General features: G+C 52.4%; 12 protein-coding genes, 1 tRNA gene and 1 CRISPR repeat array (1 of these 14 running past the window's edge). Of the genes, 2 read left to right on the top strand and 11 right to left on the bottom strand.

What is annotated here, in order from left to right:
* Window positions 1-59: 59 nt before the first annotated feature.
* The 8 genes from purE to surE form a co-directional block, all read right to left on the bottom strand.
* Entirely contained in the window at window positions 60-563 is a 504-nt protein-coding gene (gene purE / locus ACZ41M_RS00760) for a 5-(carboxyamino)imidazole ribonucleotide mutase (RefSeq protein WP_464730756.1), read from the bottom strand.
* Between the two features lie 64 nt (window positions 564-627).
* Complete coding sequence (locus ACZ41M_RS00755; protein WP_464730757.1) at window positions 628-1,527, bottom strand: phosphoribosylaminoimidazolesuccinocarboxamide synthase; 900 nt, start codon at window positions 1,525-1,527, stop codon at window positions 628-630.
* Window positions 1,528-1,688: 161 nt separating this feature from the next.
* On the bottom strand, window positions 1,689-2,765 hold the full coding sequence (fbaA, locus tag ACZ41M_RS00750) for a class II fructose-bisphosphate aldolase (protein ID WP_464730758.1): 1,077 nt from the start codon (window positions 2,763-2,765) through the stop codon (window positions 1,689-1,691).
* A 79-nt stretch (window positions 2,766-2,844) separates the two neighbouring features.
* Window positions 2,845-4,038, bottom strand: a complete 1,194-nt coding sequence (locus ACZ41M_RS00745) for a phosphoglycerate kinase (RefSeq protein WP_464730759.1) — start codon at window positions 4,036-4,038, stop codon at window positions 2,845-2,847.
* 171 nt (window positions 4,039-4,209) lie between these two features.
* The gene (gene rlmD / locus ACZ41M_RS00740; RefSeq protein WP_464730760.1) at window positions 4,210-5,565 is read right to left on the bottom strand and encodes a 23S rRNA (uracil(1939)-C(5))-methyltransferase RlmD; all 1,356 of its coding nucleotides are present in this window, start codon (window positions 5,563-5,565) and stop codon (window positions 4,210-4,212) included.
* Between the two features lie 137 nt (window positions 5,566-5,702).
* A complete protein-coding gene (locus ACZ41M_RS00735; protein ID WP_464730761.1) occupies window positions 5,703-6,446 on the bottom strand; it encodes a peptidoglycan DD-metalloendopeptidase family protein in 744 nt (247 codons plus the stop codon).
* An 8-nt stretch (window positions 6,447-6,454) separates the two neighbouring features.
* A complete protein-coding gene (locus ACZ41M_RS00730; protein WP_464730762.1) occupies window positions 6,455-7,330 on the bottom strand; it encodes a protein-L-isoaspartate O-methyltransferase family protein in 876 nt (291 codons plus the stop codon).
* Window positions 7,331-7,354: 24 nt separating this feature from the next.
* Window positions 7,355-8,125, bottom strand: a complete 771-nt coding sequence (gene surE, locus ACZ41M_RS00725) for a 5'/3'-nucleotidase SurE (RefSeq protein WP_464730763.1) — start codon at window positions 8,123-8,125, stop codon at window positions 7,355-7,357.
* A gap of 162 nt (window positions 8,126-8,287) precedes the next feature.
* Between surE and ACZ41M_RS00720 the strand changes: the two genes are divergently transcribed.
* Window positions 8,288-8,364: transfer RNA gene (locus ACZ41M_RS00720), tRNA-Pro, on the top strand.
* Between the two features lie 65 nt (window positions 8,365-8,429).
* Here ACZ41M_RS00720 and ACZ41M_RS00715 read toward each other — a convergent pair.
* Together ACZ41M_RS00715 and ACZ41M_RS00710 are read right to left on the bottom strand one after the other, a co-directional pair.
* Complete coding sequence (locus tag ACZ41M_RS00715) at window positions 8,430-11,243, bottom strand: restriction endonuclease (RefSeq protein ID WP_464730764.1); 2,814 nt, start codon at window positions 11,241-11,243, stop codon at window positions 8,430-8,432.
* 11 nt (window positions 11,244-11,254) lie between these two features.
* On the bottom strand, window positions 11,255-13,174 hold the full coding sequence (locus ACZ41M_RS00710) for a site-specific DNA-methyltransferase (RefSeq protein ID WP_464730765.1): 1,920 nt from the start codon (window positions 13,172-13,174) through the stop codon (window positions 11,255-11,257).
* A 360-nt stretch (window positions 13,175-13,534) separates the two neighbouring features.
* On the opposite strand from ACZ41M_RS00710, the gene cls reads away from it, so the two are divergent.
* A complete protein-coding gene (gene cls, locus ACZ41M_RS00705; protein ID WP_464730766.1) occupies window positions 13,535-15,019 on the top strand; it encodes a cardiolipin synthase in 1,485 nt (494 codons plus the stop codon).
* On the opposite strand, the gene tilS is transcribed toward cls, so the two are convergent.
* Complete coding sequence (gene tilS / locus ACZ41M_RS00700; RefSeq protein ID WP_464730767.1) at window positions 15,016-16,227, bottom strand: tRNA lysidine(34) synthetase TilS; 1,212 nt, start codon at window positions 16,225-16,227, stop codon at window positions 15,016-15,018. The genes cls and tilS overlap by 4 nt on opposite strands.
* A gap of 325 nt (window positions 16,228-16,552) precedes the next feature.
* Window positions 16,553-17,032: direct repeats of the CRISPR family, unit length 28 nt; unit sequence GTTCACCGCCGCATAGGCGGCTTAGAAA (it continues 750 nt past the right edge of the window).

Here is a 17,032-nt window from a genome sequence, read left to right as displayed (position 1 = left end):
GCTTGTTAACTCCCCTCTCCCGCAAGCGGGCGAGGGCAACGTTTGTAGCAAATAAGAAATTATGCCAACACCATCCCCGCCGCATGCTCATACTGTCTCGCACGGAACTCGGTGAGTTTTTGCGCCAGCGCCGCGTCGGTCATGGCGAGGTTGGCAATCGCGTGCAGCGCCGCGTTTGCCGCGCCCGCTTCGCCAATCGCGAAGGTCGCTACCGGCACACCTTTGGGCATTTGCACAATCGAGTACAGCGAATCTTGTCCGCCCAAATGTTTGGTCGGGACGGGCACGCCAAACACGGGAACGATGGTTTTGGACGCGAGCATTCCGGGCAAATGCGCCGCACCGCCCGCACCGGCGATGATCGCGCGAATACCGCGCTCGTGCGCTTTTTCGGCGTAGTCAAACATGTCGTCGGGCATGCGGTGTGCGGAGACGACTTTGGCCTCAAACGCCACGCCGAATTGTTCGAGCATTTCGGCGGCTTGCTTCATGATCGGCCAGTCGGAGTTGCTGCCCATGAGGATGCCGATCATCACGGAAGTATTGAGGGTTGCTGTATTCATATGATTCCTTTATCTCGTACAAGGGACAAGGGCGCATACCATGCGCCTCCATGCACCTTTACGCTCATACTGCCAAATCGTGTCCGGTAATTTTCACCAGTGCTTCTCGGTATTTCGCTGCTGTGGCGTCAATCACATTTTGCGGTAAAGTCGGTGCTGGCGGTGCTTTGTTCCAATCCAGCGTTTCGAGATAGTCGCGCACGTATTGTTTGTCATAGCTCGGCGGTGAAATGCCCACTTTGTACTCATCGGCTGGCCAGTAGCGTGAGGAGTCGGCGGTCAGCACTTCGTCCATCACGTGCAGCACGCCGTTTTTGTCCAAGCCGAATTCAAATTTGGTATCGGCAATGATGATGCCTTTGCCCGCGGCGTAATCGGCAGCACGCTGATACAGAGCGAAACTCACGTCACGAATTTGCTCGGCCAATTCCGCACCGATGCGTTGTTTCACCTCATCAAAGCTGATGTTTTCGTCGTGCTCGCCCACATCGGCTTTCGCAGCGGGCGTGAACAGCGGTTGCGGCAGCTTTTCGGCCAATTGCAAACCGGCGGGCAGCTCGATGCCGCAGACTTTGCCGGTAGCTTGATAGTCTTTCCAACCCGTACCGATGATGTAACCGCGCACAACCGCTTCAACCAAAATCGGTTTGAGGCGTTTGACCACGACCGAGCGACCGCGCACCTGCTCGACCTCATCCGGCGCGACCACGGAGCTCGGATCAATGCCGGTCAAATGATTCGGCACCACGTCGTGCAGCTGCGCGAACCAAAAATTGCTCATTTGATTGAGCACTTTGCCTTTATTTGGAATCGGCTCATTCATCACCACGTCAAACGCAGACAAGCGATCGGTGGTAATCATCAGTAAATGATCGTCGTCAATGATGTAGGTGTCGCGAACTTTACCTTTGGCCAATAGCGGCAGGGATTTAATCGAGGTGGCATACAGTGCATTGGCTGTCATGATGCTCTTTCAAAAGTGGGGATATGCAATGGAAAACGCCCAATGAGACACGACTCATTGGGCGAACCCATGATCGAAAATTTCGATCCATATTTTACCGTAAACTCAAGGTTTTAGCGATTAAAATCACCGTCCCTACGGCATTGACAAACATTTACAAATTACAGCACATCTACGGCGTTCAGCTCTTTGAATGCTTGCATCAAGCGTTCCACCATGGATTCGCTGCCTTTGCGCAACCAAACGCGTGGGTCGTAGTACTTTTTGTTCGGTTTGTCTTCACCTTCGGGATTGCCCAACTGACCTTGCAGGTAGTCTTGCTTGTCCTTGTAGTAGTTCAAAACGCCTTCCCAGTTCGCCCATTGCGTATCGGTGTCGATGTTCATTTTCACCACGCCGTAGCCAACCGCTTCTTTGATTTCCTCTGGGCTTGAGCCAGAACCGCCGTGGAATACGAAGTCCAATGATTTCGCTGGCAGACCGAATTTTTCAGACACGTATTTTTGCGAGTTGTCCAAGATTTTCGGGGTCAATTGCACGTTGCCTGGTTTGTACACGCCGTGTACGTTACCAAATGAGGCTGCGATGGTGAAACGCGGGCTGATTTTGCTCAGGCGCTCGTAGGCGTAGGCAACGTCTTCCGGTTGCGTATACAGCGCGGATGAATCCATACCAGTGTTGTCCACGCCGTCTTCTTCACCACCCGTGCAGCCCAATTCGATCTCCAGCGTCATGCCCATTTTGTCCATGCGCTTGAGGTACTGCTCGCAAATTTCGATGTTTTCTTCGAGCGATTCTTCAGACAAATCGAGCATGTGTGATGAGAACAGCGGTTTGCCCGTTTCGGCATAGAATTTTTCGCCCGCATCGAGCAAACCATCAATCCACGGCAGCAATTTTTTCGCCGCGTGGTCGGTATGCAAAATCACTGGCACGCCGTAGGTTTCGGCCACTGCGTGCACGTATTTCGCACCCGCAATCGCGCCGAGGATGGCCGCTTGTTGGCCTTCGAGTTTCAAGCCTTTACCGGCAAAAAACGATGCACCGCCGTTTGAGAACTGTACGATGACCGGCGCTTTGGCTTTGGCTGCCGCTTCCAATACCGAGTTCACGGTATCCGTGTTCACGCAGTTCACTGCTGGCAAAGCGTAATTGCCTGCTTTGGCCAATTCAAAAATTTTCTGTACGGCGTCGCCTGTCGCTACGCCTGCTTTTACAGCTTCCAACACTTTAGTCATGAGACACTCCTAATTAAAAAACCTGTAAAAAAGCCCTCGACCGATGGTACGATCCATGCGATCAAGGGGCTGCAATGATTTACGCCTTGGCTTCCAAAGCCGCTACCGCCGGTAATTTTTTGCCTTCCAAAAATTCGAGGAACGCGCCGCCACCCGTGGAGATATAGCTGACTTTGTCGGCAATATCGTATTTGGCAATCGCCACCAGCGTGTCGCCACCACCCGCGATGGAGAACGCCTCGGACTCAGCAATCGCCTGTGCCAATACTTTCGTGCCGTTACCAAACTGGTCAAACTCAAACACGCCAACCGGACCATTCCACACGATGGTACCAGCGGATTTGAGTTGCGCTGCGATCACTGCCGCGGTTTCAGGGCCGATGTCCAGAATCATGTCGTCTTCCGCCACATCGGTCGCTTTTTTCACGGTTGCTGTTGCGTCTTTTGAGAATTCTTTGGCCACCACCACATCAGTTGGAATCGGTACAGTCGCGCCGCGCGCGGACATTTTGGCGATGATGCGTTTGGCGTCTTCGACCAAATCGGCTTCGACCAAGGATTTACCGATTGGCAAACCGGCCGCCAGCATGAAAGTGTTGGCAATGCCGCCGCCGACGATCAATTGATCCACTTTATCGGCCAAGCTTTCCAAAATCGTCAGTTTGGTAGAGACTTTTGAACCGGCCACAATCGCGGCCAATGGTTTTTTCGGTGCGTGCAGGGCTTTGCCCAAGGCGTCCAATTCTGCCGCCAGCAACGGGCCAGCCACAGCCACCGGCGCGAAGCGCGCGATGCCGTGCGTGGTTGCTTCAGCGCGGTGTGCCGTACCAAATGCGTCGTTCACATACACGTCGCACAGTTTGGCCATTTTTTGCGCCAATTCTTCGTTGTCTTTTTTCTCGCCTTTGTTCACGCGGCAGTTTTCCAAAACCACCACCTCGCCCGCATTGGCAGTCACGCCATCCACCCAGTTCGCTTGCAAATGCACAGGAACCGAGCCGCCGAGCAGCTCGCTGATGCGGTCAGCCACCGGTTTGAGAGAGTCTTTTTCGGTCAATTCGCCTTCAGTCGGGCGACCCAAGTGCGAAGTAACCATCACGGCCGCTCCTGCGTCCAAAGCCATTTTGATCGCCGGAATGGACGCGCGGATGCGTGTGTCGTCAGAAATTTGACCCGCGTCGTTGAAAGGGACGTTTAAATCCGCGCGAATGAATACGCGTTTACCGTTCAGAGCATTTTGTTCAACCAATTGCGCCAGTGTTTTTACTGTCATTGCCTTCTCCTTAAAAGATCATACGGGTCATACGAGCGGCTTTCGATCCAAACAGCAGATCGCCGCTCAATCACCCCGTATTATACCCCTTAAGGAAACCGGTCAAATGGAAATTTGCCCTTTTGTGTAAACGAATACACACTACTGATTGAAATCAGGAGAAAGTTCTATTTATCGTTCAAAAACAGCAATCGATTCGACATGCGCCGTATGCGGAAACATATTCACGATGCCTGCGCTTTTGAGCTGATAACCGGCGTTTTCGACCAAAATTCCCGCGTCGCGCGCCAAGCTGCCCGGATTACACGACACATAGACGATGCGTTGCGGACGCTCCTCCACCGCCAACTCTCCCAGCGCCACGCACAAAGCCTCCGCACCCTCTCGCGGCGGATCGACCAGATATTTGTCCAAACGCCCCAAACCGCGTAAATCATCCGCTGTCACCTCGAACAAATTGCGGCAGTGAAACTCAGTTTTATGCGCTAAACCATTGACCTGCGCATTCTGCAAAGCACGCTCGTTCAACTGCGTGGAGCCTTCCACCCCGACCACATGCGCCGCCTGAGTCGCCAACGGCAGGGTAAAGTTGCCCAAACCGCAGAAAAAATCAGCCACGCGCTCGTTCGGCTGCACATCGAGCAAACGCACCGCACGCCCGACCAGCACGCGGTTGATGTGGAAATTGACCTGCGTGAAATCCGTCGGACGGTACGGCATGCGCACGCCGAATTCCGGCAGATCGTAGTACAGCGCCTCGCGCTGCGGATAAAACGGGTACACCGTATCCGGCCCTTTGGGCTGCAACCACACATCCACGCTGTGCGCGTCGGCAAACTGACGCAAGATGTCCTCGTCCTGCTCCGTCAGTTTTTCCAGATTGCGAAATACCAGCACGGTGTTTTCCTGCCCCACCGCCACCTCAATCTGTGGCATACGCTCACGAATCGACAGTTTGCCAATTACTTCACGCAAAATCGGCAGCAAATCAGACACATGCTCCGGCAAAATTTGGCACGAGGTCATATCGGTCACATAGCGCGGCTGCTTTTCAAAAAAGCCGACCAGTACCGATTCCTTTTTCGCCACGTAGCGCGCGGTCAGACGTGCCCGATAGCGGTAGTGCCACGTCGGCCCCATGATCGGGCGCAGGATGATTTCCGGTTTGACCTTGCCGATGCGTTCGAGGTTGTCCTCCAGCACGCGTTGCTTGATCGCCACTTGCGCTCGCGGATGCACGTGCTGCATGGCGCAACCGCCGCAAACACCGAAATACACACATTTGGGCCGTACACGCGCAGCGGATGGCTTGAGCACCTCCGTTACCTGCGCCACATCGTAATTGGGCTTGCTGCGGGTAATTTCGGCACGCACCGTTTCATACGGCAAAGCGCCTGAAATAAACGCGACCTTCTCGTCATGCCGCGCAATACCGCGCCCTTCCATGTCCAAGGATTCAACTTTGTATTCAAAAATCTTTCGCTCGGCGGGCTTGATTAACCCCTGATCTCGCCTTTTGTGACGCATTTGATACAACCCTCTATAAAATTAGCGCGGTGAAAATCACCGCGCATACGATATTCAGGTCATTATTTTAACCGTTTAAGTGCTTAATCGCCAATAGATCGCTCATCGTCAAGATAAGCAAAGACGCCCACGCCCAATCAACGCCCCGGCAAAATCCGCATCGGGTCAATCGGTTTGGAGTTTTGGCGCACCTCGAAATACAACTGAGTGCGTGAGGCATCGCTATCGCCTTGATTGGCAATTTTTTGCCCCGCATTCACGCGCTGACCTTGGCGCACGAACAACTCTTCATTGTTCGCATACACACTGCTCCAAGTGTCATTGTGCTTGATCACCACCATATTGCCGTAACCGCGCAGGCTGTTGCCCGCGTAAATCACTTCACCGCCAGACGCCGCTAACACCGGCGAACCACGATCGCCGCCAAACACCACGCCTTTGGTCAAGTTGCCGTCAAAATTGCGGATGATGGAATTGCTCGATGGCCAGTTCCACACGACATTATTGGTGATGGTGGTATTGACCTTGATTTCAGGATCGTTAATGGTCGCTTGCGCACGACCCGACGTCGGCGCTGGTGTTGGCGCCGTCACCGATGTTGAGCCGGAAGCATTCGGACGCACACGCAGACGCCAACCGACCTCCAGATAATCGGGGTTGGTCAAATTATTCCATGCCATCAAGTTCGATACACTCACCCCGTTTGCGCGCGCAATTAGCGACAAGGTGTCACCCGAACGCACCCGATACATGCCAGCACCATCGGCCTTACGCGAGACCGAAGTGCCCGACGTCGGCGTGGTGGTACAAGCAGACAAGCCCATCGTTCCGACCACGGCGATCAAGGTCGCCTTTGCGATTAAATTTTGTATGCGCATCATTTCAACTCCTATTTTTGTGTACTCTGAGTACCCTGTAACAACGGCACAAAGTGCACCGCATCCAAAAACTCGTTCCGCCACTCACGCAAAGACACACGCGTGATGCGAACCAACTGCTGAAATTGTTGAGCGCCGCGTTGATTGACCACCAAAGGAGCCACCAACACACCGCCCACGCGTAATTGTTCTAATAAATCCTGCGGAATGGCCAATCCGGCCGCAGCCATGACGATGCCATCAAACGAGCCAACTTCCGGCCAACCGGCCAAACCATCGCCAAAGCGCAAATTCGGCTCAGAGAGCAAAACGCTTTGCACCTTCGCCAAGTTGACCTGCGCCAAACGATACAACGGCTCAATGCGCTCAATCGAATACAGCTCGCGCACGAAACATGCTAACACGGCAGATTGATAGCCGCAACCCGTCCCCACTTCTAAGATACGCTCACAGCGCCCGCCCAACTTGAGCGCACCCTCGCGCAACAAGCCCAACATGCGCGCCACCGTGGACGGATGCGAAATCGTCTGCTCATAACCAATCGGCAACGCATCATCGTCATACGCCCGCAAATAAAACGCCTCATCGACAAACACATGGCGCGGCACACGCGCCATCGCCGCCAAAACCACCTCATCGCCCAAACGCAAGCGGCGCAAAGCCTCCACCATCTGCGTGCGCGATTTACTCAAAATCTCCGGATGCGCACGCCAATCGGCCGACGTACTGCGCAAAGTACCCTCGCGCATAATCGAATACAAATGCTCCGTGGGGCTGGGTGCAAACGACATCGGCTTGACCGGCATCGCCTGCCGCCGCGCCTGCGCGCTCGACCACGCGCGCTGCACTTCGCTCAAATGCTCGAATTTAGGCTTCTTCTTATTCACAGCGCACCCGATTCACCCATGATTTTACAGCGTCAAATCCGCCAGCAAACCGCTCACACCCTGCAACTGCGTATAGCCCGTCAAATCAATTTGCAACGGAGTGATCGAAGTTTGACCGTGCTCCACCGCATAAAAATCCGTGCCTTCATCACCATCCTTCACCGCACCCGCCGCGCCGATCCAATACATCGTCTCGCCCCGCGGATTCTCAAAGCGGTGCAAATCCTGCGCCGCATGACGACGCCCCAAACGCGTGATCGCCACACCATTGGCCTGCAACTGGCTAAACGGCAGATTCGGAATATTCACATTCCACAAAAACGCCTGACGCAAACCATGCAGATTTTTCGCCAAAACCAACTGCACAATCGCCCGCGCCACCTGCGCCGCATCCTCGATATGCGCCCAACCACGCTCCACTTGCGAAAACGCAATCGACGGCACGCCCAACATCAGCCCCTCCATCGCCGCCGCCACCGTACCCGAGTACAGCGTATCGTCGCCCATGTTCTGACCATTATTGATGCCCGAAATCACAATGTCCGGCTTCACATCAAAAAAACCCGTCGCCGCCAAATGCACACAATCAGTCGGCGTACCCGACACCGAATAAAAACCATTGCTCGACTGGCGCACACCCACCGGTCGCCCGAGCGTCAACGAATTCGACGCACCCGAACAATTCTGCTCCGGCGCCATCACCACCACATCGCCCAAATCCTTCACCGCCTCGTACAAAGCCTCGATCCCCGGCGCGTGATAGCCATCATCGTTAGAAACCAAAATTCGTGTCATACCCATCCCGAAAAATATTAAAAAGCCCTCATCCGCATCCGAACCACCCGCTCAAGCTTGAACAAAAACCCGTCACTATAAACAGCCCGACCACGGCGCAACAGCCGTATTATAAGGCATGCGCTTTGCTTTACAGCAAAAAACCGATATAATTGCCGTCTTCGGAGCGTAGCGCAGCCTGGTAGCGCACTTGCATGGGGTGCAAGGGGTAGCGAGTTCGAATCCCGCCGTTCCGACCAGACCATAAAAAGGCTTGCAGTTTCTACACTGCAAGCCTTTTTACACGCCTTCACATTCAATTCACTCAAATCTCAGCTACTTCACTTACCACCTTGAATGTTACCTGCTCTTTAAATAGTTCAAAATGCTTCGCACCGCACTTGATTTTACCCAACTCTTTTAAGCGTAAAGTCGTTTGATCCTGCATCGCTGCCGCACCTTTGGTTTCGGCCACGAAGTACAACTTGGGCGCATCCTCGTTTTCGTGTTTAATCAATGCCCAATCGGGATTGTAATTCCCCAAAGGGGTTTTAATCTTAAACTGGCGCGGCAACTTCACATAAAACAGCACATCCTCACGAGCATCACACGCCTGAGCAAAGGCACGCTCGGTCGGCGAATCAGTTTCAATATAATCACACACCGTCTTATCCAACTGCGTCACCGGTACCAGATTATCCAAATAACGTTCGATTTCACCAATATCAAAAATCTCCACCTGATAAAACTCATTGGCGATTTTCTCATACTTGATATGATCGATTTTGAGCTGATCAAAGGCGAAATTAATCGCTCTGGCCGCCTGCTCCATAAACATCTGTGGGTTCACCAGAACATCGCTCAAACGCCCCGACTGCTCGATAATGCGAATCACCGTCTGACGGGTCAGCTCGGTTTTACTCTGAATAAAGCCGACAAAATCCGGTATCGGATAACGCACTCCATCCACGCTTTGGCTCATGCCTTTGGTGACTGTGGCATTCACCCCTGTATTCGACACATCCACCTGAGCCAAAGTACGCACGATCTGCGGGCGCAAAACTTCCGGCATCGCGCGCACTTGCTCGGCTGCGGAGGCAATTAACTCATCCGTGTCATACATCACACGATACTGGGTTTTATGCCTAATACGCGCCCACAAATCCAAAAAGACCGCATCATCACGCCATTTGGAACGATTGCGCACAAACACCTTATCCCGATTCGCATTCTTGATACGACCGCTGAAATCAACGCCGGTATCCTCCTCGATTTCCGTCTGCAAAGCCTTGGCAAAGCCCTCATAGCTCTCATTCGCCACCACGGTCAAACAATTCACATCTCGCGCGTGTATCCGCTCACCGTTCTGATTCACACACAGACGCAAGCCTCGACCTATTTCCTGCCGCTTCTTAACCGTAGAAACCGTTTCATTCAGTGTGCAAATCTGAAACACATTCGGATTGTCCCAGCCTTCACGCAGCGCCGAGTGGCTAAAGATAAAGCGCAATGGCGTTTGCATATCCAGCAAACGCTCCTTATCACGCATAATCAGCTCAAACGCCGCCTGATCGTCCTTGGTACTCTTCTCCTTACTGTCCTTAACCCGATGCTGCTTATCCTCTGAAAAATACCCATCATGCAGATCACCCACGACGAAATCCGCATACATCCCTCTAAAGCGCGGCGACTGGAGCAACTGCGCCAAAATCTCCTCAAACCAGCGAGCAAACTTCCCTGCCACCGCAGCGCCCGACTCATCATAAGTTCGATAATTTGCCACACGGTCAATGAAAAAAATTGACAAAACCTTCACCCCTAAACCCTCTTTGGCAAAGCGCTTCTCTTTTTCCAAATGCCGCTCAATCGTCGCACGTATCATCGCCTGCTGAATCTCATCGTTCAAACCACCGCTGGCTTGTCCCAGCGCCACCACCTCACCGTTGGCAAATTCGACGAAGCCCTCCTCCGAATCAATGACCACGATCTGATAGCCGTCCCGATACGCCGCCACCTGATGGGATAACTGATACAAATCATCATTCACCCTAGCGGTCACACTCACCTTATCCACGCCATTGGCCTGTGCTTTATGAATCGACAACTGCACTGCGATTGATTTGGCTGCTTTCTTAAACTTCTCGATTTTCACAAACGCACCGCTGTTGGCATGCGCTTCCACCACCGAATCAACCTCAATCTGCTTAACCAGCCCCAAGTCATAGGCACGTACCGGGTCGAGCTTATAGATCAAGTCATACGCCTCCTTGTGCGTTGCCGAATAACGCAAACAACACAACGGATTCAAATTCGCCAGAGCCGCTCGGCGCGTATCCGTCTCAAAATTCTGCGGCTCATCGACAATCACAACCGGATGCGTCGCCTGAATGAACTCAATCGGCGCAATCCCCTGCTCGCGCACCTGATTGATCACCACACCATCACCGGCAAACGCATCAATATTCATCACCAGAATCTGAATCGCATTGCTGCGCGCAAAATTACTCAAAACATTCAGCTTCTTCGAGTCATACACGCTGAACTGCGCGGGCACTTGGTAAATCTGCCTAAAATGCTCCTCGGTGATTTGCAGGTTTTTCAACACGCCCTCACGAATCGCCACGCTCGGCACGGCAATCACAAATTTGGTAAAACCATATTGACAGTTCAGCTCAAAAATCGTGCGCAAATACACATACGTTTTACCCGTACCTGTTTCCATCTCAATCGACAGGTTGGGAAAATCACAGGCAATATCGCGCTCCTCACTCGGACGCTCCCCAACTCGCATACCGACGCGGAAAGGTAAATAAACCGTTTTTTTCACCATCATCGGCTTCAACTGCTCCGACACCGCGATATGACGCTTCTGGCTCGCCGCATCATCACCCATCATCTGATTATAGCTACGCTGCACCGCCTGCACATTGTGCAAAATCTGCTCCGGCGTAATGGTCAACACATTCGCCACCGCCGACTGAATCAAAGCCTGCGACACACCCGCATTCGGCGCGCCCCATGACGGCTGCAAACTCAGCTCAAAGTCCCGCGCCGCCAAAGCCTGCCCGTCAAACACACGCACCACCGCATCAATGGCCTCCAACTGATACGCTTGGTTCTGGTCAAATTGAATCTTCATTGCGCGCGTCCTCAAACCGTCCGAAAGGCTATGCCCTGATCTTCAAAGGTTAACTGCGCATTGGTTTTCACCGCATCACCGTTGCTCAAACCGGCGAAAAGTGAATCGAGCAAAAGCACCTGTTTCGGTCGCAGCGTCAGCACCGCATCCTGCACCGCCGCGCTGAACCCATCCAATACCAAGGCCAAATGTCTATCTGCCGTGTGATACACGCACAAACCATCATCCAGCGTCAAAACCGTAACCGGCTCGCTCAAGCCATAACCATTTTTCAGCAACAACTCCCACGCCATATCCGATGTGGTCGCCGTCGCACGCTGCGGTGTGGTGAATAAATGCATCTGCCGCACCAAATCCGCTTCGGTTTCGATCACATCACCGCGCCAAAGTTTAAAATTCGACGGCGCGAGCGTGAATTTACGAAAGCCCAATTTCGGTAACGATTTGTTTTCATTCAATAAATCGGTTTTCTCTGCACGCGCCGCTTCGATCTTCTCTATCACTTTTTTAATCCGCGCCGCGGTAATATCCGCAATCGTGGCATAGCCGGCCTTCGCCGCCTCGGACTGCTCCTCAGTTTTTTCAGGCAACTGCACGCAGATATAACGACGGTTACCGCCGTCGGCTTCGTTCAACTCCATCACCGCTTGCGCCGTAGTGCCACTACCAGAGAAGAAATCTAAAACAATCTCTGTTTTATCAATAGTTTCCAATAAAGCAGTTTCCGTTCTAATTGAGAATAGTTGCTTAATTAAAGATACTGGTTTAGGGAAAGGAAATAACTCTCTTTCAAAATATTCTTGAAAATCTCTTGTTCCTTCCTGTGTATATGGCCCGATAAAAACTGTTGTTGGTTTTCCTTTTTTTTCTACCCCATCATCCTCAAATAAATATCCTTTGAATCGCACGCTCCAGGAATTAGTTCTCTCATTAAAATTAAAAACGAGTCGATTATCCATTTGTGCTTTTTCTACCCGCTCTTTTGACCATAACCACTGCTTCCGAGGCCAGATTTCATGCCCTTCATGAAAAATAGGGAATCGAAGATTGGGTCTATCATCCATGCTAGTTGTGTCTAATGGCCAAGTAGCATATCCTCCTAATTTTTCAAAATTGTTATCTTTTTTTGAATACATCGCCTTTGTTTTTTCAGACATTGGCGAAGAAAAATCTAAATCATCAGTTATAGATTTTACATAACACAATATATATTCATGTAGTCCGATAAATCCCTTACTTTTCGCTCCGGCTCCCGTCTTTTTCTGCCATACAAGTTGTGCTATACAATTCTTCTCCCCAAACACTTCATCCATCAGCAGTTTGAGATTCGCCGCTTCATTGTCATCAATGCTGACAAAGATCACGCCATCGTCACGCAACAGATTGCGTGCCAGATAAAGACGCGGCAACATCATGTTCAGCCAGTTGCTGTGGTATTGGCCGTTTTCTTTACGGTTGGGGCGAAATGCGCCTTCGCGTAGCATATAGCCTTCGTCGTTTTTATCGCCGATGCGTTGCAGGTATTCCTCTTTGCTCTCCGAGAATTTGTCGGGGTAGATGAAGGAGTCGCTGCCGGTGTTGTACGGCGGGTCGATGTAGATCATTTTGATCTGCCCAAAATAGCTTTTTTGTAGCAGTTTGAGCACTTCGAGGTTTTCACCTTCGATTAGGACGTGTTCGGCATCGTCCCAATCCACTGACTGTTCCGGCTCGGGCCGCAGCGTGGTGGTGGTTTGCTGTTGCAGCACTTGGTAGGCTTCGGTTTTGCCCGCCCAGTTCAGTCCATAGCGTTCGCCTTGCACAAAGACGTCTTCGCCCAGCAGTCGTTTGAGCGCGACAGTATCGAGTTTGCCCTCGGAGAAGGCTTGGGGAACGAGTTGTTGCAGTTGTTGCAGGAGTTCATGCGTGAGGTTGAGGGATTTTCCGTCCATGTGTTTTACTCTAATCATTGGATCATTAAATACAGACTGCTGACAACACCCATCACCCTTTAGGGAGGTACAGGATGAAGAATAACGAATTTTAACTTTTTAAAATCAATTGGCTAAAGTTCACCACAACCTCTTAACTCTATCCGCAACACGGACGATGAGGCAAAATATGCGTTTGTCAGTAATCGGCTTAATGGGGGTGGCTGAAAATTTGTTGTCATTTTATCTGAACTACGAAATTAGTTCGTGATTAATACTATTGCGTTGTTGCTACATGTTGCTTGTTGCGTGCTGTTCATTGCGTTTTGTTGTCCTCTGCCATCGGATGTGGTTTAATTGTTTCGTATATTTGGAGGAGCTATGATTGTCCATTCTACTCAGTGGGTCAGCGCTTGGCCGATCATCGTGGTGGTCGTTCATTATGTGTTGGTGTTGTATTTTGTCGGGCGGGTGATGTTGCGCCCATATCGCGAGCCGGCCTCGCGCATCGCGTGGATGTTGTTGATTTTGGCTGTGCCGGTTTTCGGTATGGTGATTTATGTGTTGTTGGGTGAGACGAATGTCGGGGCGAAACGCGCGCAGCGCATGCATGAGGTGCGCGAGAGTTTGATTGAACGGTTTAAGGCTTCGCACATGGCAGATTTGATTCCGACTGCGATTTTGGACACGATTCCGGAGCGTTTTCATCAGGTGTTTCGCATTGGTCAGTCGGTCAATGGTTTTGCGCCGGTGGCGGGGAATCGGGCGGATTTGACCCGCGATTCGGCCAGTATGATGGATGATTTGGTGGCGGATATTGATGCGGCGACACAGCATGTGCATCTGTTGTTTTATATTTGGTTGGCGGATGAGAGCGGACTGAAGGTGGCACATGCCTTGATCCGCGCAGCTCAGCGCGGGGTGGTGTGCCGCGTATTGGTCGATGCTTTGGGTTCGCGCACCTTGATGCGCTCGCCGCATTGGCAGCAGATGCGTACGGCTGGGGTGCAGCAGGGGGTGGCTTTGTCGGTGGGCAATCCGTTTTTGCGTGTTTTGTATGGTCGGATTGATCTGCGCAATCACCGTAAAATCATGGTGATTGATAATGCGATCACGTATTGCGGCAGCCAGAATTGTGCGGATGCGGCGTTCACGCCGAAGGCGAAATTTGCGCCGTGGGTGGATACGGTGGTGCGTTTTGCCGGGCCGATTGTGTTTCAAAATCAGTTGGTGTTTATCAGTGACTGGGAGGCGACCACGGGCGAACGCTTGGATTTGTTGGATGAAATCGATCCGTCCATCGCCCACGAAACCGATGGTTTCCCCGCTCAGGTGATCGCGACCGGCCCGACCGAGCGGCATTCGGCCATGTCGGATGTGTTCATGAAGCTGATTGATATTGCCCAACATGAGTTGATCATCACCACGCCGTATTTCGTGCCGAATGAGGCGATTTTGAATGCTCTGTGCGTGGCTGCGCGCTGCGGTACGCAGGTGACGCTGATCGTGCCGCGCCGCAATGATTCGTGGATTGTCGCCGCCGCCAGCCGCAGTTATTACCGCACCTTGGTTCAGGCAGGCGTGCGAATTTTCGAATACAACGGCGGTTTGCTGCACGCGAAACTGCTGACCATCGACGGTGAAGTCACCCTGATCGGCTCGGCCAATATGGATCGTCGCAGTTTTGAGCTGAATTACGAGAACAACATTGCCCTGTATGACCGCACCCTGACCCAAAGCATCATCGCACGCCAAAACGAGTACATCGCGGCGTCCACACCGGTTACCTTGGCCGACATAGATCAATGGCGCAAACCCAAACTGCTGTGGTACAACACGGTGGCGACCATGGGGCCGGTGCTTTAATGATCTGCTGGCAGCACATCGCCCACGCCAACCACATGCACCAGCCGCTCGCCATCGTACAGCAAGGGTAGCTGCCCGCGCAGCATCGGCGCGACGCCATACATTTGATAGGCGTGTTTCAGGTCAATGCTCGGACGATGATTCGCCAAACGCAAACGCTCGCCCCCCATTCGAGCGCGTATGCTCAGTCCCTCACGCGTGATGCGCGCACGCACCTCATCCGTCAAAAACCACTGGCCCGTCGGTAACAAGCGCGCGGCAATCCAATCGTGTTTTAACTGCGTCACCGCCCAGCCATCGGCGTGCCGCCAACACATCTGCCGATTGTGCGCCGGTTTGCTCAATTGTCGGAGCAACTCATCCAACGCTGCGCGCGACGGCATACGCCAACCCATTTGCGCCATCCATTCGCGTAGCAAAATATGCGCCTGCTCTGCCGCATACTCACTCAAATTCACCGCACGCAAACGACCGCATTCGCCAATATCCACGCGGTGCGATACGCTGTGCCGCGCAATGATCTGCTGCGCCCACGCACTATCACTCGCCTGCTGCCGTTGCGCCGTTTGAATCGCATTCAAAATATCGGCGCGCCGTTGCGCCGTCAACGGCGCTTGCGCCAACTGCACCCGAATAGCGCTGCGTTTAAAGCGCGGATCAACATTCGACGGATCGTGTACATACTCAATGCCTTGCGCATGCGCATAGGCATAAATCTGCGCCCGCGACACCGTCAACCACGGGCGCAACCACGCGATACCATGCCGCTCCATGCGTGTCGGCATAGCGGACTGTCCACGCACCCCTGCGCCGCGCTCAGTTTGCAACAAATACGTTTCGATTTGATCATCCTCATGATGCGCCAGCACGATTTGCCGCACACCGTGCTGCCGCGCCAGATCGGCCAACGCACGATAACGCCCTTGCCGCGCCCACTCCTCCACACTCTGCGCCGGCGCCTGCGTGCGCGCATCCAAACGCCGCGTGTCAAACGACACGCCGAGCCGAGCCGCCGCCTCGCGTACCAAAACCTGCCAGCCATCGGCGGCAGCCTGCAAATCATGGTGAATGTGAAATGCCCACAACGGCTGTTGAACCTCACGCGCCCGCGATGCGAGTACGTGCAGCAGACTCATTGAATCCACGCCGCCACTGACCGCTACCGCAGTCGGGATGCGCAAATCGACGGATGAAAGGTTTTGAATCATATCGTTCATGGTGCGAAAAATTGAATTCAAACATCATAACAAAAACCCAAGCAACAGAGCATTACTGTTTCCAAGATGACTGACAAAACGCCTGATACAGATGAACATTAAGAAACATCAAAGCACAATGTTGAAATAAACAAATCGGCGTCACTACGATAACAATCCACCGCATCGCAGTGCTAAGCTGAGTAAACCCTTTTTCAGACCAAATAAAAAACACTTTTAAAAACAAATATTTAACAATACCGTTTGAAAAAGGGACAAATCCATATCCGCTCTTTAACCGCTTGAAAATACAACAGGTTTGCACTAAACTGCCCTAGTTCACCGCCGCATAGGCGGCTTAGAAATGCGCTGTATGTTCGTACTAAGCAGCGTCTTCGTTCACCGCCGCATAGGCGGCTTAGAAAAACTGAAAGCTCTGTTGTTCTTCGCAACTCATGTTCACCGCCGCATAGGCGGCTTAGAAAGTTTACCGCTCAACAGCCCGCATCACCACGTCGTTCACCGCCGCATAGGCGGCTTAGAAAAAAAAGCCAACCAGAAGAAAAAGAGCCGATGAGTTCACCGCCGCATAGGCGGCTTAGAAAATTGCTAACAACTTGGATATTGTAGTGCCTATGTTCACCGCCGCATAGGCGGCTTAGAAAGTACGCACACATTCAAAAATCTCACGATAAATGTTCACCGCCGCATAGGCGGCTTAGAAACATTTATCCCGCGAATCTCTGCCTACCCAGTAGTTCACCGCCGCATAGGCGGCTTAGAAATGTTCCGCAGAACCTCCGTGGATTTGAACCTT

The organism is Puribacter membranae, assembly GCF_055380425.1.
The sequence above is the reverse complement of the archived record's forward strand: the minus strand, read 5'-3'. Positions and strand labels throughout refer to the sequence as shown.

Coding starts and splice junctions, on each gene's coding strand:
- purE (WP_464730756.1), bottom strand. CDS start 563: ATGAATACAGCAACCCTCAATACTTCCGTGATGATCGGCATCCTCATG.
- ACZ41M_RS00755 (WP_464730757.1), bottom strand. CDS start 1,527: ATGACAGCCAATGCACTGTATGCCACCTCGATTAAATCCCTGCCGCTA.
- fbaA (WP_464730758.1), bottom strand. CDS start 2,765: ATGACTAAAGTGTTGGAAGCTGTAAAAGCAGGCGTAGCGACAGGCGAC.
- ACZ41M_RS00745 (WP_464730759.1), bottom strand. CDS start 4,038: ATGACAGTAAAAACACTGGCGCAATTGGTTGAACAAAATGCTCTGAAC.
- rlmD (WP_464730760.1), bottom strand. CDS start 5,565: ATGCGTCACAAAAGGCGAGATCAGGGGTTAATCAAGCCCGCCGAGCGA.
- ACZ41M_RS00735 (WP_464730761.1), bottom strand. CDS start 6,446: ATGATGCGCATACAAAATTTAATCGCAAAGGCGACCTTGATCGCCGTG.
- surE (WP_464730763.1), bottom strand. CDS start 8,125: ATGACACGAATTTTGGTTTCTAACGATGATGGCTATCACGCGCCGGGG.
- ACZ41M_RS00715 (WP_464730764.1), bottom strand. CDS start 11,243: ATGAAGATTCAATTTGACCAGAACCAAGCGTATCAGTTGGAGGCCATT.
- ACZ41M_RS00710 (WP_464730765.1), bottom strand. CDS start 13,174: ATGGACGGAAAATCCCTCAACCTCACGCATGAACTCCTGCAACAACTG.
- cls (WP_464730766.1), top strand. CDS start 13,535: ATGATTGTCCATTCTACTCAGTGGGTCAGCGCTTGGCCGATCATCGTG.
- tilS (WP_464730767.1), bottom strand. CDS start 16,227: ATGATTCAAAACCTTTCATCCGTCGATTTGCGCATCCCGACTGCGGTA.